Raw genomic sequence first — 18,196 nt, forward strand, 5'->3', positions numbered from 1 at the left:
CCCTTTTCATTTAAAGAGGATTCCATATGAATTCGAACCCACAGAGCGATGGCGTGCGCTTCATCGATTGCAACGAAGCGGACCATGCGTCGGCGATTCTCGAGATCCTCAACGACGCGATCGTCAATTCAACCGCGCTCTACGACTACAAGCCGCGCGCGCCCGAGGCCATGTCCACGTGGTTCGGCACCAAGCGCGCAAACGGCTTTCCGGTAGTGGGCGCCGTGGATGAAGCCGGCACGCTGCTCGGCTTCGCGAGCTGGGGCACATTCCGCGCGTTTCCCGCCAACAAGTACACGGTCGAGCACAGCGTCTACGTGCACCGCGACCAGCGCGGCCGCGGCCTCGGCGAACGCCTGCTGCTGGAGTTGATCCGCCGCGCCCGTGGCGAACAGATTCACGTGCTCGTGGGCTGCATCGACGCCACCAATGCCGGCAGCATTGCGCTGCACGCCAAGCTGGGATTCACGCACTCGGGCACGATCAAGGAAGCGGGATTCAAGTTCGGACGCTGGCTCGACGCCGCTTTTTACCAGCTCAACCTCGAGATGCCCGCCCCGCCCGTGGATGGCTGAACTTCGCGCGCAATGCCTGCGATAAGCGCGTTACCGTGCGATCGACCGGGCCGCAGCCGCGGTCATGGCATTGCGGAGATGGCGTGCGCGCAGCGGCGCGCGAGCCGCGCGCTTTGAAGCGCACGCCGCGCGCGTAGCACGTAGCTTCGCCTGGCTGCGGTTGCGGGACTCGGCTTCGCGCGTGGCACGCCGCGATTGCCCGCGCACGAAAAGGCGCACGGCGAGCAGCACGCAGCCTGTCACCGCAAGCACGGCCACGCGAAACGGCGACGACTCGAAGGCGCGTTCGGGCACGTGCAGCAGCAGGATCGAGATGAACACGGCGACCTGAATCAGGATCGCCGAAAGCGAAGCGACGAACAGGTACGCGTGCAGGCGATCGGTCGGCGGCTTCATGGGGGCTGCACTCAAGAAAGTTGCGCTGACAACGATATCCAGTCTGGCTGGTTCCACACTACGCCTCGCGAATGTCACACGCATGGCAACGTACGACGCGGGGCGGAGTTTTGAGATCGTGCCTGCTCGAAGCTGAAGAGAACCTTAAGGAAAGGCGCCTGTGCATGCGCTTTTTTCATCGGAAGATAATCCTTTGCGCACCTTACTAACCAGCGCCTTTCATCGCCTTTCGACTTACCCCCTGGCGTCTCATTCAGCGCTTACGTAAGGTTGACTTAAGCTCGCATGCCGTACCCTTGCACGCTGTAATCTGTACGGCAATGCAGTCATGAATCGCACCTATGAATATCGCGGCTACGCAATCCGCGTTGGCGTCGAAGCGAACGGCACAGTCCCGCGCGAACGACCCGAAATCGAACGTCCTCGCTACGCGGCCGTGGTGAGCATCGCGGCCAACGACAAGTGCGCGTTGCCCTCGCCCCTGAAAATCGAGAATGCCGCCGGCCTTCCCTTCAGCTCCGATATCGACGCCTTGATGGGCGGCTACAGCGCGGCCTGCCGCCTGATCGACGAACGGCTGGCCGAAAGCGCGGCCTGATCCGCAAAAGAAAAAACGCGCGGTGGCTTCAAGCCATCGCGCGTTTTTTAATCAGGACGCAGGTCGTGCGTCCTCTGTCTACGCTCAGTCGCGGTTCGCCTGCAACACGGTCAGCGCGGCCATGTTGATGATGCGTCGCACCGTCGAGCTCGACGTCAGCACGTTCACCGGCGCATTCACACCCAGCAGGAACGGGCCGACCGCCACGTTGCTGCCCGCACCCGTCTTGAGCAGGTTGTAGGCGATGTTGCCCGAGTCCACGTTCGGGCACACGAGCAGGTTCGCCGCGCCCTTGAGCTTCGAATGCGGCAGGATGCGCAGGCGCAGTGCTTCGTCCAGTGCGCAGTCGCCGTGCATTTCCCCGTCGATTTCCAGATCGGGATTCTTCTCGGTCACGAGCTTGAGCACTTCACGCATCTTCGTGCCCGAAGCCGAGCTGCCCGAACCGAAGTTCGAACGCGAGAGCAGCGCAACCTTAGGCTGCAGATTCAGCCATTCCATCTGGCGCGCAGCCGCCAGCGTGAACTCGGCGATCTGCTCCGCGTTCGGGTTGTCGTTCACGTGCGTGTCGACGATCGCGACCGTACGCTTGTCGAGCAGCAGGATGTTCATCGCCGCGTACGTTTTCGCGTTCGGGTGCATGCCGATCGCTTCGTCGACGAAACGCAGGTGGTCGTGATACGCGCCCACCGTGCCGCACACCATGCCGTCCGCGTCGCCCAGGCGCACCATCATCGCGCCGATCAGCGTGAGACGGCGGCGCATTTCCACGCGCGCCATTTCCTTCGAAATGCCGTCGCGGCAACGCAGTTCCCAATAGGTCGTCCAATACTGGTGGAAGCGCTCGTCGTACTCGGGGTTCGTGACTTCCACGTCTTCGCCGAGCTTCAGGCGCAGGCCGAACTTCTCGATGCGGGCGAGCAGCACTTCCGGGCGGCCAATCAGGATCGGACGCGCGAGCTTCTCGTCGACGATCACCTGCACCGCGCGCAGCACGCGCTCTTCCTCGCCTTCGGCGAACACGATGCGCGACTTGCCGCCGTCACGCACGAACTGCTTCGCGGCCGCGAAAATCGGCTTCATGAACGCGCCCGAGTGGTACACGAACTGCTGCAGCTCGTTCGTGTACGCACCAAAGTCGTCGATGGGACGCGTGGCCACGCCGTCTTCCATCGCGGCCTTCGCCACGGCCGGTGCGATACGCACGATCAGGCGCGAATCGAACGGCTTCGGAATCAGGTACTTCGGGCCGAAGCGCAGATCGTAGGCGCCGTACGCGGCAGCCACCGAGTCGTTCAGTTCTTCTTCCGCGAGCTTGGCGATCGCGTGCACAGCCGCGATTTCCATGTTTCGCGTAATGGTCGTAGCGCCCACATCGAGTGCGCCGCGGAAGATGTACGGGAAGCACAGCACGTTGTTGACCTGGTTCGGGAAGTCCGAACGGCCCGTGGCGATCACCGCGTCCGGGCGCGCTTCGAGCGCGACCTCGGGGAAGATTTCCGGCGTGGGGTTGGCCAGCGCGAGAATCAGCGGCTTGTCGGCCATCTTCTTGACCATCTCCGCCTTGAGCACGCCGCCCGCGGAAAGGCCGAGGAACACGTCCGCGCCTTCGATCACTTCGGACAGCGAGCGCGCGGAGGTGTCCTGCGCGAAGCGTTCCTTGTCCGGGTCCATCAGCGTCGTGCGGCCCTGGTAGACCACGCCGTCGATGTCGGTCACCCAGATGTTCTTGAGCGGCAGGCCCAGATCGACCATGAGGTCCAGACACGCCAGCGCCGCCGCGCCCGCGCCCGAGGTCACGACCTTGACCTTCGTAATGTCCTTGCCGATCACTTTCAGGCCGTTCATGAACGCGGCCGAAACGGTAATGGCGGTGCCGTGCTGATCGTCGTGGAAGACCGGAATCTTCATGCGCTCGCGCAGTTTGCGCTCGACCGTGAAGCAGTCGGGGGCCTTGATGTCTTCCAGATTGATGCCGCCGAACGTGGCTTCGAGGCTCGCGATGATGTCCACGAGCTTGTCCGGATCGCTTTCAGTCACTTCGATGTCGAACACGTCGATGCCGGCGAACTTCTTGAACAACACCGCCTTGCCTTCCATGACCGGCTTGGAGGCCAGCGCGCCGATGTTGCCGAGACCCAGCACGGCCGTACCGTTCGTGATCACGCCCACCAGATTGCCGCGAGCGGTGTAGCGGAACGAGTTCTGCGGATCGGCGACGATCTCCTCGCAGGCCACGGCCACGCCCGGCGTATAGGCGAGCGCGAGGTCGCGCTGGGTGACGAGCGGCTTGCTGGCCGTCACCGAGATCTTGCCCGGGGTGGGAAATTCGTGGTATTCCAGCGCGGCTTGACGATCGGTCTTGTTCATGTTCCTCACTCGCTATGGACGGGGCCCGGCTCGCGCTGGCCAGCCTGGATCGGGGCTGGCGCGGCCTGGCGTGTTCGAATGAGGCGATTCTAGAGAGCCCTCATAACGTGTCCATTTTGATTTAGTATGGGGCCATCATTTTTTCGTAATACCCTGGGGAATCGTGTCTTTCAGCATTGACGACGTGACGAGGCGGTTGAATACGCGCCTGAAAATGCGCCATCTGGTCCTGCTCCTGCAGATCCGCCAGCACGGTTCGCTCACGCGCGTGGCGGAACACATGGCGACGAGCCAGCCCGCCGTCACCAACGCGCTGGCCGAAATGGAGAGCATGTTCGGCGCGCCGCTCTTCGACCGCACGCCGCGCGGCATGACACCCACGGCGCTCGGCAACGTGGTGCTCGCGCGCGCCCAGGCCATGCTGCACGACCTCGACCACCTCGCGCGCGATATCGAAGCCGTGGTGGCCGGCCACGCCACGCGCGTGCACGTGGGCGTGATTCCGTTCATCTCGGGGCGCACGCTTGCCGCGGCCATTCGCCTTACGCAGTCACGGCTGCCGCAACGCGTCACCATGACGATTCACGAAGGCACGAGCGACGCGCTCTTGCCGCAGCTTCGCGACCATACGCTCGATATCGTGATCGGCCGCGCGTCTTCCGCCGTCGATGTCTCGCAGTTGCGCTTCGAGGTGCTGCATCAGCAAAAGCCGCGGCTCATCGCGAGCCGGCGACTCGCGGCGCGGCTTGCGCGCGGCAAGCTGGACTGGGAAAAGCTGGTCGAACTCGACTGGATACTGGGCGCGCCGCACACGCCCATTCGCGAGCAGATTTCCGACCTCTTCCTGCACGCGGGCGTGGCGCCGCCCGTGCCGATCGTGGAGAGCTACACGTCGCGGCTGATCGGCGAAATGATCAGCACGAACGAGAACGCCGTGTCGATCGTGCCCGCCGATATTGCCGAGGAACTCGTGCACTTCGCGGGCGTGGCCATCGTGCCGTACACGCTCGACTGGACGCTGCCGCCGGTCGCGATGTTCACGCGCGCGGGCGTGCTGCGCGACGTCGACGCCACCTTTGGGCAGTCGCTGCGCGAGTTGTATCAGGAGGCGGAGAAGGCGCGGGGGTGAGCGGTTAAGGCTGAACGCAAACAGGGCGCGGACCCAATCGCCCGCGCCCCGTCTGTCACGCATCACAGGTATTCAGCAGATCAAACCCGCGCCGTCACCGCGCTCTGCGTCTCCAGCGTGCCTTCGCCCTGCATGCGCGCCACCAGCATCAGCGCGCAAACCAGCGTGATGAGCACATGCACCACGCCCAGCGCCACCACCGAAAGAATGCTGCCCGTGGCGCTCAACAGGTACTGGCCGAGAATCGGCGTCGTGCCCGCGAACACCATGCCGCAAATCTGGTAAGCGAGCGAAATGCCGGTGTAGCGCACCTGCGCGGGGAAAGCCTTCGCCAGCATGCCCGCCATGGCCGCGTAGTAAAGCGAATGCGGAATCGAGGCGAGCGCCATGCCGATCATCGCGAGCTTCGTCGACCCGGTGGCGATCATCGAGAACATCAGGGGCAGCGCAACGATCTCGGGCACGAGCATGTAGATGATGGCCTTCTTGAGGTCCATCTTCGTGGCGAGCACCGCGCCGAACGGTTGCACGATCAACTGCACGACAATCGCGAACGTGATGACGCTCAGGAACTGCGTGCGGTCGAAACCGATCGAGGTCACGGCCCACGAAAGTGCGAACGTCGTCTTGAAGTATGTGGCCGAGAGCGCGATCACGCAGGCGCCCACGCCCATCGCCACCAGGCCCTTGTGATGACGCAGCACTTCGGCGATCGGCAGCTTCGCCACCTTGTTCTTTGCCTGCAACTCCTTCATGGCGGGCGACTCGTCCACGCTCATGCGGATAAAGAGCCCCACGGCCACGAGCGCCGCCGACATCAGGAACGGCACGCGCCAGCCCCAGGTCATGAACTGGTGATCAGGCAGCATGGAAATCACGAGAAACGCGACCGTGGCGAGCAGATTGCCCGCGGGCGAGCCCTGCTGCGCGAACGCCGAATAGAAAATTTCCTTGCCCTTGGGCGCATGTTCCGAGGAAAGCACGACCGCGCCGCCCCATTCGCCGCCCATGGCGATGCCCTGCGTGAGACGCAGCAGGATCAGCAGCACCGGCGCGAGCACGCCCACCTGGTTGTACGTGGGCAAAAGGCCCATGAGCGTGGTGCAGCCGCCCATCAGCATGAGCGTGACGATCAGCGTTTTCTTGCGGCCCACCTTGTCGCCGAGGTGGCCGAACACGATGCCGCCAATCGGGCGCGCGAGAAAGCCAACCCAAAACGAGGCGAACGCGGCCAGCGTGCCGATCAGCGCATTCGTCGATGGGAAAAACAGCTTACCGAGCACGAGCGCGGCCGCGGTGCTGTACGCGTAAAAGTCGTACCACTCGATCGTCGTGCCGACGAACGATGCGATGCCCGCCTTGCGAGCCTGGCGATGCTGGGTGTCGAGGGAGGTTGCTGCCAAGAGACGTCTCCAGATTTCGATTTCGAGCGGCGGTTTCCAGAGCGAAACGCGCCGTTTCCCGGGCTTTTTCGATTCGAAAGTGCCTTGCGATCACGTTCGCCTTTCGAACTACCTTTCATTTATCGAACAAAGCGCCAGAAGGTGCGGACTATGAAACGGTCGTTCGCTAGCGTCAACCAAGGGATAACCCTCAGCCCTCCCGCCGCCCGAGCGGGCCGTGATTGCGGCGACTTAGGTGTTTACCCGTAACCGTATTGTCAGCTGGTTATCGGTATGCCGATAATGCTCTCATGGATGTGAAAACTGCAGTGCGCGTCTTCGACGTGATCAACCTCTTTGCCGAAGTCCGGCAGCCGATGATCTACAGCGAAATTGCGCGTCGAACCGAGATCCCGCTGTCGAGCTGCCACGCGCTGTTGCAGACGATGGTGGCCAAAGGCTATCTGTACGCGCCGGGCGTGAAGGCGGGCTACTACCCCACGCAGCGTCTGCTGCACGTGGCGCGCGACATCTGCAGTGAGGACCCGCTCACGCTGATGTTCCAGCCGCTGCTTTCCGCGTTGCGCGACGCCACTGGCGAAACCGCCGCGCTCGCCACGCTTGCGGGCAACCGCGTGGTCTATCTCGACGTGATGGAGTCACGCCAGAAGATCCGCTACAGCGACGAGCCGGGCGGCTTCATGACCATCGCGAGCGCTGCGGGCAAGGCGCTACTCGGCGCGCTCGCGCCCGCCGCGCGCCGCAAACTGCTCGACAGTGTCGAGCCGCAGTTGCACTCGGCCAGTGGAGCAGCGATTGACCGCGCCGCGTTCGAGCGCGACGTGGAGCAAGGCGTGACGGACGGCTGGCATCGTTCGACGGGCGAGAGCGTGGAAGACGTGGCCGGCCTCGCGCGCGGTTTCCTGATTCACGGCGAGGCGTTTGCGCTCGTCATCGGCGCGCCCAAGGCGCGTCTTCTGAACAACGAGCAGAACGCCGTGAAGGCGCTGCTCGAGGTGTACGCGCAAATCCCGCCGTCGCTCCTCGCCGCCTGAGACCCCTCGGGCACCCGATGTAGCGTCGCGCGAGCGCGGAAATCCCGAAGTGGAGGCAAAAGCATGCGTTGGAAGAACCGGCCGGAAGGCTCGAACTGGGGCGATTTCGGTCCCGACGATCAATTGGGCCGCCCCAATCTCATCGGCGCGCAGCAGGTGCTCAAGGGCGCGCAGGAAATTCGGGCCGGGCTCACGTTCACGCTCTCCCTGCCGCTCGACTTTCCCGGTGACAGCAAGCTCAACGTGCGCCGCCATCCGCCGGTGCTGCGCCCCACCTTTCGCGACGGCCTCCCGTATGTGAACTTCCCGTTCGCGCGGAACGTTGCGGGCGCAACCGACGTGGTGAGCGACGATCAGGTGCTGCTCTCGCTCCAGTACTCCACGCAGTGGGATTCGCTCGCCCATGTGGGCGCGCGCTTCGACGCCAACGGCGACGGTATGGCCGAGAGCGTCTACTACAACGGCTATCGCGCGAACGTGGACGTGGTCGGCCCGATGGAATATCGCGCCGAAGACAACTTCGCGCCCCACGCCTGTGGCGGCGAGCATAGCCATGCCGATGTGCTCGGCATCGAGCATCTTGCGGTGAAGGGCATGCAAGGCCGCGGCGTGCTGATCGATTTCGCCGCGCATTTTGGCCGCGAGTTTCGCACCGTCGGCTACGACGATTTGATGCGCGTGATCGAGGCGGACGGCGTGGAAGTCGAGCGCGGCGACATGCTCGTGCTGCGCACCGGCTTCGCGGAGATGGTGCTCGAAATGAACCGCCAGCCCGACGAGGCCGTTCTGTCGAGCCACTGCAGCGCACTCGACGGACGCGACGAACGCCTGCTGCAATGGATCACCGACTCAGGCATCGCCGCGCTCGCCGCCGACAACTACGCCGTCGAACGGTATCCCGCGCGCGCGCCGGCCACGCCTGGCGACCACCCGCTCATGCCGCTGCATCACCACTGCCTCTTCAAGCTCGGCCTGCCGCTGGGCGAACTTTGGTATTTGCGCGATCTCGCTTTGTGGCTGCGCGAACACAAGCGCTCGCGGTTCATGCTCACTGCGCCGCCGCTGCGGTTGCCGGGTGCAATGGGCTCGCCCGTCACGCCGGTTGCAACGGTTTGACGAACTAATTCGCAATCCTTTGTTTTATCCGAATTCCCGAGAAAACATGGCTAAAGAAAGAGTCCTGATTACCGGCGCCGCCGCCGGCATCGGCGCCGCGTGCGCTGCGCGCTGCGAGGCCGACGGTTACGAAGCCGTCGTCATCGACCGCGTGGGCGACGGCATCATCGCCGACCTCTCCGACACCCAGGCAACGGCGGCCGCGCTCGAGCGCGCGCTGGAAGGCGGCCCGATCACGCGCCTCATCAACAACGTGGGCGTGGTCGTGCCCAACGACGCCGAGCACCAGACGCTCGAAGAACTCGAACGCGCCTGGGCCCTGAACGTGCGCTGCGCCCAGCAGTGCATGCAGGCGCTGTTGCCCGGCATGAAGGCCGCGGGCTTTGGACGCATCGTCAACATGTCGTCGCGCGCCGCGCTCGGCAAAGAGTTGCGCACGGCCTATTCGGCCACCAAGGCCGCGTTGATCGGCATGACGCGCGTGTGGGCGCTCGAACTGGGCGCGTTCGGCGTGACCGCGAACGCCATTGGCCCAGGCCCCATCCGCACCGAACTGTTCGACCGCGCCAATCCGCCCGGCGCCCCGCGCACCGAGGCGATCATCAATGCCGTACCGGTGAAGCGCGTCGGCACGCCCGACGACGTCGCGCACGCCGCTTCGTATCTGCTCGATGCGCGCAGCGGCTTCGTGACCGGCCAGGTGCTCTACGTATGCGGCGGCATGACCGTTGGCGTCGCGGGGGTTTGACGATGACGGCCCCAGATACGCCCACGCAGCGGCGCGCCGGCATTGTCGGCGCGGGCAGCATTGGCGTGGCGTTCGCGATTTGCTTCGCGCGGGCCGGCTGGCGCGTGCGTCTCTACGATCCCGACGCTGCGCGCCGCGCCGCCGCGCCTGAAGAGATTGCACTGCGCCTTGGCGATCTCACGCACTACGCCCTGCTCGACGAAAGCGCGAGCGAGATCGCCGCGCGCGTAGCGATTGTCGACACGCTCGAAGCCGCCGTGGCTGAAGCCGATCTCGTGCAGGAATGCGCGCCCGAGCGCGCCGAACTCAAGCGCGAGATCTTCGCGCAGCTCGACCGCGCAGCGCCTCCCGAAGCGATCCTCGCGAGCGCTTCGTCGTTTCTCGCGGCTTCGAAATTCGTGGACGAAACGCTGCCGGGCCGCGCGCGCTGCCTGGTCGCTCACCCCGGCAACCCGCCCTACCTCGTGCCCGTGATCGAGGTCGTGCCCGCCCCCTTCACGTCCGAAGCCGCAGCCACGCACGCCATCGCGCTTTACGCCGAAGCGGGCATGAAGCCCGTGCGCGTGAAGCACGAGGTGGAAGGCTTCATCTTCAACCGCCTGCAAGGCGCGGTGCTGCGCGAGGCGTATTGCCTCGTGCGCGACGGCGTGGCATCGGTGGAAGACATCGACACCGTGATGCGCGAAGGCCTCGGCCCGCGCTGGTCGGTGATCGGCCCGTTCGAGACCGTCGATCTGAACACGCGCGGCGGCATCGCCTCGCATGCGCAGAAGATGGGCCCATCGTACGCACGCATGGGCGCCGAACGCGGCCAGCACGACCCGTGGACGCCTGAACTCGTCGCACAGGTCGAGGCCGCAAGACGCGCGGCGCTGCCGCTCGATCAATGGGACGAGCGTGTGGGCTGGCGTGACCGCCAGCTCATGCATCTCGCCCGCCATCGCAAGACCCGAAGCCACGACGACTCATAAGCGCCTCGAACGCACGCGCCGAGAGCCGAAGAGACCCGACAACTATTACGATTCAGACAGAGACACTTCCATGCAGAAAGTCACCGCTTTCTTTACCGAGCTGATGCGCCGGTACTTGCCCGATCCCTTCGTGTTCGCGATCGGCCTCACGCTGCTGACGATGGCGCTTGCCGTGATCGTGCAAGGGCAAGCCGTCACGGCCCTCACCACGAGCTGGGGCAAGGGCTTCTGGGCGCTGCTCGCGTTCACCACGCAAATGGCGGTAATTCTCGCAATGGGCTACGTGCTCGCCACAGCGCCGCTCACCGACCGCTTCCTGAACCGAGTCGTTGCACGCGTGAACGACCCGCGCATGGCGATCATTGTCGCGACGCTGGTGGGTGGCATCGGCAGCTATCTGAACTGGGGCTTCGGCCTCGTGGTGGGCGGAATCGTCGCGCGCAAACTCGCGCTGCGTGTGAAAGGCGTGCACTATCCGCTCATCATCGCTTCGGCCTATAGCGGCTTTACGCTCTACGGCCTCGGGCTTTCGGCGAGCATTCCCGTGCTGATTTCGACGAAGGGGCATCCGCTCGAAGCGCAAATGGGCGTCATTCCGCTCTCCGAAACGATTTTCTCGCCCACCATGCTCATCACGAGCCTCGTGACCATCATCACGCTGCCGCTCCTGAACGCATGGCTGCACCCGAAGCCCGGCCAGCCGATCAAGGAGATCGACCGCGCCCTGGAAGAGAAGCAGCAGAAGGCAGCCGCGCTCGGCGTGGATCTCGACGAAGGCAACACGCTCGCCAACCGCCTGAACAACAGCCGCATTCTGAGCTATGTGATCGGCCTGATCGGCATGGGTTATGTCGCGCTGCACTTCGTGCAGGGCGGCTCGATCGACCTGAACCTCATCAACTTCTTCATTCTGTTCCTCGGCATCCTGTTGCTCGGCACGCCGATCCGTTATGTGGAGAAGCTCAACGAAGGCATTCGGACGATCAGCGGCATCATTCTGCAGTACCCGTTCTACGCCGGCATCATGGCGATCATGGCGTCGTCGGGTCTCGTGAATACGCTTTCCGAAGCGTTCGTGAAGGTCGCCACACCGGCCACGCTGCCGTTCTGGGGCTTGATCAGCTCGTTCGTCATCAACTTCTTCGCGCCTTCGGGCGGCGGCCACTGGGTCATTCAAGGACCATTCATGATCGAAGCGGCGAAGACGATCGGCGCCTCCGTGGGCCATACGTCGACGGCCGTGATGCTCGGCAACGCATGGAACGATCTCGTGCAGCCGTTCTGGATCTTGCCGGCCCTCGCGCTCTCGAAGCTCAAACTCAAGGACATCATGGGCTACACGGTCATCATGATGTTCTGGATCGGCATCGTTTATTCGGTTGCGATTCTCGCCTGGGGCTGACGGGACCTGAAACGAGCCTGCCCCTGAACCCATACCTTTAACGGAGACCATTCATGCTGTATCTCGTGCACATGCAGGTGCAGATTCCGCACGGCACCGACGCCGCCTTCGCCGACGCCCTGAAGGCCGAAGAAAAAGCGTTCTCGCAGAAGCTGCAACGAGAAGGCAAATGGCGCCACTTGTGGCGCGTGGCCGGCGAATACGCCAATTACAGCGTGTTCGATGTCGAATCGAACGACGAACTCCATACGCTGCTTTCCGCGCTGCCGCTCTTCCCGTTCATGAAGATCAGCGTGACGCCGCTCGCCCAGCACCCCTCGGCCATCGTGCCCAATTAAGAGGAACGCGCCATGCCCTTTCTCATCGAAACGTTCGACAAGCCCGGCCACGCCGAGGTGCGCGTGCGCGAGCGCGACGCGCACCTGGAATTTCTCGCGCAAAACAAGGCGCTGTTGCTCGCCTGCGGTGCGAAACTCAACGACGACGGCAGCAGCGCGGGCGGCGGCATCTATATCGTCGACCTCGAAACCCGCGAAGAAGCCGAGCGCTTTATCGCGCAGGATCCGTTCACGCATGTCGGGCTGTTCGAAAGCGTGAAGATCGTTCGCTGGCGCAAGGCCTATATCGACGGAACCTCCTACCTGTAAGCGCGACGCGCAGTTCCTCGCGAACGCGAAGTTCGCTATCGACCCTCGACGGCGCTGTGCTCCCCTGTGCAGCGCCGTTTTTGGCTCGGCGTGCACCTCCACACGCCGGGCCGTTTTTCATTCGCCATCCGGCTCGGGCACATCGATTGCTGCGCAGGTGCGCCGTCAGTCCATCCAGCAGCACAGCCTACATGGCTGCGCTCTCACGCGAGGAGGAAATCGACCATGCTCAAGCTGGCCCTGTTCTTTGCCGTGATCGCCGTGATCGCGGCCATCTTCGGCTTCACAGGCTTGGCGGCCGGCGCAGCCGCCATTGCCAAGATCCTGTTCTTTATCTTCGTCGTGCTGTGCGTGGTATTCCTCGTGATTGCACTCGTGGTCACGAAGAAAATAGTCGATTGATCAGAGCGTGAACGCGTACCGGGGCATCGGCGGTGCCGATGCCCTCTTGCCCCATCAGGCCGCACGCTGGTAATACAGGTTCTGCGGGTGACGCGCCTGCGCGAAGAAAAACCAGCGCTCCGCAACGAGTCCCGCGTACTGAATAACGCACGCCGCGACGAACAACGTTGCGGAAGACGTATGCAGCGCCAGTAAAAGCAACGCCAGCGGCACGACAAATGCGCCCGCGAGAAAGCCCCACTTGACCCATTGCATCACGGCGTCGGACTGCCCATGAAAGAACTCGCGCAAATTGAAGGCGCTCGCCGTAAAGCCGCGCGAAATCTGCCTGATTTTCTCAGCCTTGATGCCCGTGGCGCTTTGCAACGTAGAACGCGGATGCAAACGTTGATTGCGTGCGAGCGCGGCAACGCGAGCCACGCAAGCGGCCACAATCAACCCACCTGCCGCGAACCCAAGGCCCGGCACGACGCCGGGCGCAAGCAACGCGGCACTAGCCGTTGCGATCGTGAAGCCGGAGGCACAGCCGAGCAGCACGAAATTCACCAGCGTAAGCGGCGTGGCCCACTCCTGCAGAAAGCGCAGGCACGCATAGATCATGGCCGTGCAGACAAAAAGGCTGACGCTCGCAAGCGCGGCAATCGCGCCGATGGTGAACGACCACGGTGCATGCATCCAGTGCGCCAGACCATAGAGGAACGTCGTTGCGAGGAACACGGGCAGCGCGAGACATTCACGCGAAAGCCACGAAGTGCGCCACATGGCGATCGCGCGCCACGCGCGCTCCGGGTGCCCAAGATGGAAGACCGAAGCGAAGAGCCCCAGCGCACCGAGCGCAACCGCGAGCCCCGCACCGCAGATATAGAACGGCTGAGGGATTCCCTGCAACGCCGTCCACTCGGGATGCATTCGCGCAAGCCACTCGACGCCAAAGAGCGCGATCAACAGACCTTGCCCCGCACCTGAAAGCGTGGTCAGGAAAACAACCGAAAATGCGGGTCTCATTCAAATCTCCTTCGTCGCGACCGGCCGCGCACGCGTGAATAGCGACTTCACTCGCGTTGCAAAGGTGGCCAGATTCAGCTTGCCCGAATCCAGTTGAGCGTCGAGTCGCTTATCGCGCGACATGGCCGGTGTGCCGCGCCGGATCGCCAGGCTCGCGAGGTTGATCGGCTCGCCGGCTTCGAGCATGTTCACCGGCGACGCCGCCGATGCGCCACCGCCGCACCCGCACGAACCGCTGCCACAACTGCTTTCGGTCTTCACACGCGGCAGATAATGGTTCGAGGGCTTCGTCCCCCACTCGGGCATCAACTGATAGCCGCCGCGCGCCTGAATCGCCTTGGACGCATCCGACTCGGGGTCGTGAATGTCGCCGAAAATACGCGCCGATGTCGGGCACGCGAGCACGCAAGCGGGCTTGCGGTCGCGCTCGGGCAGCGCCTCGTTATAGATGCGGTCCGCGCACAGCGTGCACTTGGTCATCTCCTTGCGCTCTTCGTCCAGTTCGCGCGCGCCATACGGGCAGGCCCAGGAGCAATACTTGCAGCCAATACACTTGTCGTAGTCGACGAGCACGAGCCCGTCTTCCTTGCGCTTGAAGCTCGCGCCCGTGGGGCAAACCGGCACGCACGGCGGGTCCTCGCAGTGCAGGCACGATTTCGGGAAGTGAATGGTGTCCGAATTCGGAAACTCCCCGGCTTCATAGGTCTGCACGCGGTTGAAGAAGGTGCCGGACGGATCGGCGTCGTAGGGGCGCACGTCCGAAAGACTCCCCGCCTGCCCCGAGGTATTCCATTCCTTGCAGCTCGTCACGCACGCGTGGCACCCCACACAGACGTTCAGGTCGATCACCAACGCCATTTGCGTCATTTCGGATTCCTCCTTACTTGCCTGTCACAACATTGCGCAAGCGCGCGGCAAACTTGCCACCGCCCGCAAAATACGCCTGAATCCGGCCAACCGTGCCGGTCGAACCTGGCAGCGGTTGCATCGGCGCGAACTGCGGCAGTGTGTGATCGGCATCGGCCTCCGCCGGATAGACACGCACACGCACGTCGTACCACGCGGCCTGCCCAGTGATCGGGTCCGAGTTCGAAACGCGCCGGCCGTCGCCGAAAGGCAGTTCTTCGGTAATCAGGTGATTGAGCAGGAAACCGCGTTGCGACTCATTGGCGTCCGGGCCAAGATTCCATGCGCCGGCGGCCTTGCCAATGGCGTTCCACGTCCACACCGTGCCCGGCTCGACCGCCTCGCTGTAGCGCGCCATGCAGCGCACCTTGCCCCACTGCGATTCGACGTAGATCCATCCACCGTCCTCGATGCCGTTTTCCTGCGCCATACGCGGATTCACGTACAGGTAGTTCTCGCCGTGAATCTGCCGCAGCCATGCATTTTGCGAATCCCACGAGTGATACATCGCCATGGGGCGCTGCGTGACCGCCGCGAGCGGGTAGCGTTCGAGATCGGTTGTCGCGAGTTCCAGCGGCGCATACCAGAAAGGCAGCGGATCGAAATAGCGCTCGACGCGCTCGCGCAAATGTTCGGGCGGCTGGCGCGCATCCGTCTTGCCCTGCGCGGCGAGGCGAAACTTCTGCATGACATCCGAATAGAGCTGGATAAGGATGGGTTCTGCGAACTTCCGGAATCCCTTCTCCACGGCGAATTGCAGGTAAGGCCCATTGACGCCGCGCATGTACTGAAGTTCTTCCGGCAGCGTGTAATGGAACACGCAGTTGTGCTTCGCGTATTCCTCCCACTGGCGTGGATTGGGTTCGCCCACGAGCGCCTTGTCGCCGTCCTTGCCGCGCCAGCCAATCAAAAAGCCCACGCCGGAATCAGGCGCGGTCTGGAAGTTGACGATGAAGTCCGGATAGTCCTTGTACTTGCGCTCGCCTTCGGCCGTCGTGAATGCGGGCAGCTTCAGGCGGCTGCCCAACTCGACGAGCACTTCCTGGAACGGGCGGCACTCGCCGGTGCGCTCGAGCACCGGCACGCGCACGGAATCCACCGGCCCGTCGAACTCCGAAATCGGCCGGTCGAGCATCGACATCGCATCGTGCCGCTCGAGGTAGGTCGTGTCGGGCAGGATCAGATCGGCGAACGCCGTCATTTCCGACTGGAACGCGTCGCACACTACGAGGAACGGAATCTTGTACTCGCCGTCCGGCCCGCGGTCGGTCAGCATCTTGCGGACCTCGCTCGTGTTCATCGACGAGTTCCACGCCATGTTGGCCATGAAGATCAATAAGGTGTCGATGGGGTACGGGTCGCCTCGCCATGCGTTCGTGATGACGTTGTGCATCAGGCCGTGCACCGCGAGCGGATATTCCCACGAGAAGGCTTTGTCGATACGCACCGGCTCGCCCGCTTCGTCGATGAAGAGGTCGCCCGGCGCCGCGGGCCAGCCGAGCGGCCCGGCCGGCAGCGGCGTATTCGGCTTGACATCGTTCGGACTGCTTGGCGGCTTGGCCGAAGGCGGCACCGCGCGCGGATACGGCGACTTGTGACGAAAGCCGCCGGGCCGGTCGATCGTGCCGAGCAGCGACATCAGCACGGCGAGTGCACGGATCGACTGAAAGCCGTTCGAATGCGCGGCCAGCCCCCGCATGGCGTGAAAAGCGATGGGGTTGCCCGTCACGCTTTCATGCCTCACGCCCCAGGCATCCGTCCACTCAATCGGCAGCGTGATCTTGTGGTCGCGCGCCGTTTGCGCCATCTCGCTCGCGAGGCGGCGGATCGTGTCGGCCGAGATGCCTGTGATTTCCTGCGCCCATTCGGGCGTCGTCTCCTTGAAGCGCTCGCGCAGCAGCGCAAATGAAGGCGCCACCGGCGTGCCGTCGTCGAGCACATAGCGGCCGTCGAGCGCGGGTTGCGCGCCGGGCGTGTGATGCTGCACCGCACGGCCGGTGTTCTCGTCCCACCACAGATGGTTTTGCGGGAACAGCGGATTGCCCTCTGGGAGGTTCGCGTCCTTCACGAACAGGCCGAACGTGTGGCTCTGCGTGCGCATGTCCAGCAGTTCGCCCGCGTTGGTGAAGCGCTTGACGAATTCGTGATCGTACGCGTCGGCCTCGATCAGTTCGTGGATCAGCGCCATGAACAGCGCGCCGTCCGTACCGGGACGAATGGGCACCCATTCGTCGGCAATGGCCGCGTAGCCGGTGCGGATCGGGTTGATCGCAATGAAGCGGCCGCCCGCACGCTTGAACTTCGAAATGGCGATCTTGAGCGGATTGGAGTGGTGATCCTCCGCCGTGCCGATCATGATGAAAAGTTTCGCGCGGTCGAGGTCCGGGCCGCCGAATTCCCAGAACGAACCGCCCATGGTGTAGATCATGCCCGCGGCCATGTTCGCGGAGCAAAAGCCGCCGTGGGCGGCGTAGTTCGGCGTGCCGAACTGCCTGGCGAAAAGGCCGGTGAGCGCCTGCATCTGGTCGCGGCCGGTGAACAGCGCGAACTTTTTGGGGTCGGTTGCCCGCAGATGGGCGAGACGCTTCTCGATCGTTTCGAGCGCCACGTCCCACGAAACGGGCTCGAACTGCGCTTCGCCTCGCCCGGCGCCCTGCTTGCGCATGAGCGGCTGCGTGAGGCGGGCCGGCGAATACTGCTTCATGATGCCCGACGAACCTTTCGCGCAGATCACCCCCTGGTTCAAGGGATGCTCGGGGTTGCCGTCGATATAACGGACTTCCCCTTCGCGCAGATGCACGCGAATGCCACAGCGGCACGCGCACATGTAGCAGGTCGTGGTCTTGATTTCCAGCTTTTCGTCTTGAGTTCGGGCGCCGTGGTCCACTAGAGGCCTCCAATAACGACTGACGGGTGTCCGGGAACCGCCACGGCACGCCATCTATGCGCTAGAGATGGTAGGCCTGTGTGATTGACTACTCAACTTTGCATTCCGGATACCAGCCATCACGAAATCCGATAGTTTCGATAAGCTTACCCTGCTGCGGGAAACCCTGATTTCCTGAAAGCCACGCAGCGCGGTATGGTCCAGCGCTTCGCCACCCAACCTCCATACGTTTGCGAATCATGGATATTCCAGCGCCCCGCGTTCGCAACCAGTTTCCCGGCCGAATCGTCGGCATTATCAGAGGAGCGGAGCATTCGGAGGTCGATGTCGCCACGGCGGCGGGCATCTTCACCTCCGTCATCGAAACCCGGACTCTGGACCAGCTCGGCCTGAAAGCCGGCGCGATGGTCGTTGCCATCGTCAAATCGTCTGACGTCAGCCTTTCAGTGCCTTGACGCGTCATTTCGACCGGCTGCCTGTCAGCGTCGGCTCTCTGCTATTTGGTTGAATTATCAACCATCATTTGAAACCTAACGCGTCCCATGAACTGAAGGCATCAAGAACCTAAACGAAGTTTCATTTTAAGGGCCATTTTCGACACGTTTGC

17 protein-coding genes and 1 pseudogene are annotated in these 18,196 nt (G+C 63.5%); 12 read left to right on the forward strand and 6 right to left on the reverse strand.

Going from position 1 to position 18,196, the window contains the following annotated elements:
* Nucleotides 1–26 precede the first annotated feature (26 nt).
* Nucleotides 27–575 carry an N-acetyltransferase family protein gene (locus U5A57_RS07375; protein ID WP_321909477.1) on the forward strand — a complete coding sequence of 183 codons (549 nt, stop codon included), beginning with the start codon at nt 27–29 and terminating at the stop codon, nt 573–575.
* A gap of 30 nt (nt 576–605) precedes the next feature.
* Here U5A57_RS07375 and U5A57_RS07380 read toward each other — a convergent pair whose 3' ends face one another.
* Nucleotides 606–971, reverse strand: coding sequence for a hypothetical protein (locus U5A57_RS07380; protein ID WP_321909479.1), 366 nt, complete (start codon nt 969–971; stop codon nt 606–608).
* 328 nt (nt 972–1,299) lie between these two features.
* On the opposite strand from U5A57_RS07380, the gene U5A57_RS07385 reads away from it, so the two are divergent.
* Nucleotides 1,300–1,569: a hypothetical protein gene (locus tag U5A57_RS07385; protein WP_321909481.1), complete on the forward strand. Its 270-nt coding sequence runs from the start codon at nt 1,300–1,302 to the stop codon at nt 1,567–1,569.
* Between the two features lie 84 nt (nt 1,570–1,653).
* On the opposite strand, the gene U5A57_RS07390 is transcribed toward U5A57_RS07385, so the two are convergent.
* Nucleotides 1,654–3,939, reverse strand: a complete 2,286-nt coding sequence (locus U5A57_RS07390) for an NADP-dependent malic enzyme (RefSeq protein ID WP_321909483.1) — start codon at nt 3,937–3,939, stop codon at nt 1,654–1,656.
* 163 nt (nt 3,940–4,102) lie between these two features.
* On the opposite strand from U5A57_RS07390, the gene U5A57_RS07395 reads away from it, so the two are divergent.
* Nucleotides 4,103–5,068, forward strand: coding sequence for a LysR family transcriptional regulator (locus tag U5A57_RS07395; RefSeq protein WP_069266119.1), 966 nt, complete (start codon nt 4,103–4,105; stop codon nt 5,066–5,068).
* A gap of 80 nt (nt 5,069–5,148) precedes the next feature.
* On the opposite strand, the gene U5A57_RS07400 is transcribed toward U5A57_RS07395, so the two are convergent.
* Nucleotides 5,149–6,471 (reverse strand): MFS transporter, encoded by a 1,323-nt coding sequence (locus tag U5A57_RS07400; protein WP_321909486.1) that lies wholly within the window; start codon nt 6,469–6,471, stop codon nt 5,149–5,151.
* Nucleotides 6,472–6,761: 290 nt separating this feature from the next.
* Here U5A57_RS07400 and U5A57_RS07405 point away from each other — a divergent pair, with 290 nt between their 5' ends.
* From U5A57_RS07405 to U5A57_RS07440, 8 genes are all read left to right on the forward strand, one after another.
* A complete protein-coding gene (locus U5A57_RS07405) occupies nt 6,762–7,505 on the forward strand; it encodes an IclR family transcriptional regulator (RefSeq protein ID WP_321909489.1) in 744 nt (247 codons plus the stop codon).
* A gap of 63 nt (nt 7,506–7,568) precedes the next feature.
* The gene (locus tag U5A57_RS07410; protein ID WP_321909492.1) at nt 7,569–8,621 is read left to right on the forward strand and encodes a cyclase family protein; all 1,053 of its coding nucleotides are present in this window, start codon (nt 7,569–7,571) and stop codon (nt 8,619–8,621) included.
* A 46-nt stretch (nt 8,622–8,667) separates the two neighbouring features.
* The gene (locus U5A57_RS07415; protein ID WP_321909494.1) at nt 8,668–9,369 is read left to right on the forward strand and encodes an SDR family oxidoreductase; all 702 of its coding nucleotides are present in this window, start codon (nt 8,668–8,670) and stop codon (nt 9,367–9,369) included.
* Between the two features lie 2 nt (nt 9,370–9,371).
* Nucleotides 9,372–10,340 carry a 3-hydroxyacyl-CoA dehydrogenase gene (locus tag U5A57_RS07420; protein ID WP_321909496.1) on the forward strand — a complete coding sequence of 323 codons (969 nt, stop codon included), beginning with the start codon at nt 9,372–9,374 and terminating at the stop codon, nt 10,338–10,340.
* A 70-nt stretch (nt 10,341–10,410) separates the two neighbouring features.
* The gene (locus U5A57_RS07425) at nt 10,411–11,742 is read left to right on the forward strand and encodes a short-chain fatty acid transporter (protein ID WP_321909497.1); all 1,332 of its coding nucleotides are present in this window, start codon (nt 10,411–10,413) and stop codon (nt 11,740–11,742) included.
* Between the two features lie 53 nt (nt 11,743–11,795).
* Nucleotides 11,796–12,080 carry a muconolactone Delta-isomerase gene (gene catC / locus U5A57_RS07430; protein WP_158760386.1) on the forward strand — a complete coding sequence of 95 codons (285 nt, stop codon included), beginning with the start codon at nt 11,796–11,798 and terminating at the stop codon, nt 12,078–12,080.
* Between the two features lie 12 nt (nt 12,081–12,092).
* Complete coding sequence (locus U5A57_RS07435) at nt 12,093–12,389, forward strand: YciI family protein (RefSeq protein ID WP_321909498.1); 297 nt, start codon at nt 12,093–12,095, stop codon at nt 12,387–12,389.
* Between the two features lie 225 nt (nt 12,390–12,614).
* On the forward strand, nt 12,615–12,791 hold the full coding sequence (locus U5A57_RS07440; protein WP_321909501.1) for a DUF1328 family protein: 177 nt from the start codon (nt 12,615–12,617) through the stop codon (nt 12,789–12,791).
* Between the two features lie 54 nt (nt 12,792–12,845).
* Here U5A57_RS07440 and U5A57_RS07445 read toward each other — a convergent pair whose 3' ends face one another.
* The 3 genes and pseudogenes from U5A57_RS07445 to U5A57_RS07455 form a co-directional block, all read right to left on the reverse strand.
* Complete coding sequence (locus tag U5A57_RS07445) at nt 12,846–13,796, reverse strand: dimethyl sulfoxide reductase anchor subunit family protein (protein WP_321909503.1); 951 nt, start codon at nt 13,794–13,796, stop codon at nt 12,846–12,848.
* A 135-nt stretch (nt 13,797–13,931) separates the two neighbouring features.
* A pseudogene (locus U5A57_RS07450) lies at nt 13,932–14,663 on the reverse strand (4Fe-4S dicluster domain-containing protein); the annotation flags it as partial.
* A gap of 13 nt (nt 14,664–14,676) precedes the next feature.
* Nucleotides 14,677–17,529 carry a molybdopterin oxidoreductase family protein gene (locus tag U5A57_RS07455; RefSeq protein WP_415774590.1) on the reverse strand — a complete coding sequence of 951 codons (2,853 nt, stop codon included), beginning with the start codon at nt 17,527–17,529 and terminating at the stop codon, nt 14,677–14,679.
* A gap of 299 nt (nt 17,530–17,828) precedes the next feature.
* Here U5A57_RS07455 and U5A57_RS07460 point away from each other — a divergent pair, with 299 nt between their 5' ends.
* Nucleotides 17,829–18,044: a TOBE domain-containing protein gene (locus U5A57_RS07460; RefSeq protein ID WP_321909508.1), complete on the forward strand. Its 216-nt coding sequence runs from the start codon at nt 17,829–17,831 to the stop codon at nt 18,042–18,044.
* Nucleotides 18,045–18,196 lie beyond the last annotated feature (152 nt).

It is taken from the genome of Paraburkholderia sp. J11-2 (genome assembly GCF_905220185.1).
Classification (GTDB): Bacteria; Pseudomonadota; Gammaproteobacteria; order Burkholderiales; family Burkholderiaceae; genus Paraburkholderia.

Bases quoted from the DNA above. Each gene is read 5' to 3' on its own strand.
- catC (WP_158760386.1), top strand. From the start codon at position 11,796: ATGCTGTATCTCGTGCACATGCAGGTGCAGATTCCGCACGGCACCGAC.
- U5A57_RS07415 (WP_321909494.1), top strand. From the start codon at position 8,668: ATGGCTAAAGAAAGAGTCCTGATTACCGGCGCCGCCGCCGGCATCGGC.
- U5A57_RS07420 (WP_321909496.1), top strand. From the start codon at position 9,372: ATGACGGCCCCAGATACGCCCACGCAGCGGCGCGCCGGCATTGTCGGC.
- U5A57_RS07455 (WP_415774590.1), bottom strand. From the start codon at position 17,529: ATGTGCGCGTGCCGCTGTGGCATTCGCGTGCATCTGCGCGAAGGGGAA.
- U5A57_RS07460 (WP_321909508.1), top strand. From the start codon at position 17,829: ATGGATATTCCAGCGCCCCGCGTTCGCAACCAGTTTCCCGGCCGAATC.
- U5A57_RS07390 (WP_321909483.1), bottom strand. From the start codon at position 3,939: ATGAACAAGACCGATCGTCAAGCCGCGCTGGAATACCACGAATTTCCC.
- U5A57_RS07445 (WP_321909503.1), bottom strand. From the start codon at position 13,796: ATGAGACCCGCATTTTCGGTTGTTTTCCTGACCACGCTTTCAGGTGCG.
- U5A57_RS07375 (WP_321909477.1), top strand. From the start codon at position 27: ATGAATTCGAACCCACAGAGCGATGGCGTGCGCTTCATCGATTGCAAC.
- U5A57_RS07425 (WP_321909497.1), top strand. From the start codon at position 10,411: ATGCAGAAAGTCACCGCTTTCTTTACCGAGCTGATGCGCCGGTACTTG.
- U5A57_RS07435 (WP_321909498.1), top strand. From the start codon at position 12,093: ATGCCCTTTCTCATCGAAACGTTCGACAAGCCCGGCCACGCCGAGGTG.
- U5A57_RS07410 (WP_321909492.1), top strand. From the start codon at position 7,569: ATGCGTTGGAAGAACCGGCCGGAAGGCTCGAACTGGGGCGATTTCGGT.
- U5A57_RS07385 (WP_321909481.1), top strand. From the start codon at position 1,300: ATGAATCGCACCTATGAATATCGCGGCTACGCAATCCGCGTTGGCGTC.
- U5A57_RS07405 (WP_321909489.1), top strand. From the start codon at position 6,762: ATGGATGTGAAAACTGCAGTGCGCGTCTTCGACGTGATCAACCTCTTT.
- U5A57_RS07440 (WP_321909501.1), top strand. From the start codon at position 12,615: ATGCTCAAGCTGGCCCTGTTCTTTGCCGTGATCGCCGTGATCGCGGCC.
- U5A57_RS07380 (WP_321909479.1), bottom strand. From the start codon at position 971: ATGAAGCCGCCGACCGATCGCCTGCACGCGTACCTGTTCGTCGCTTCG.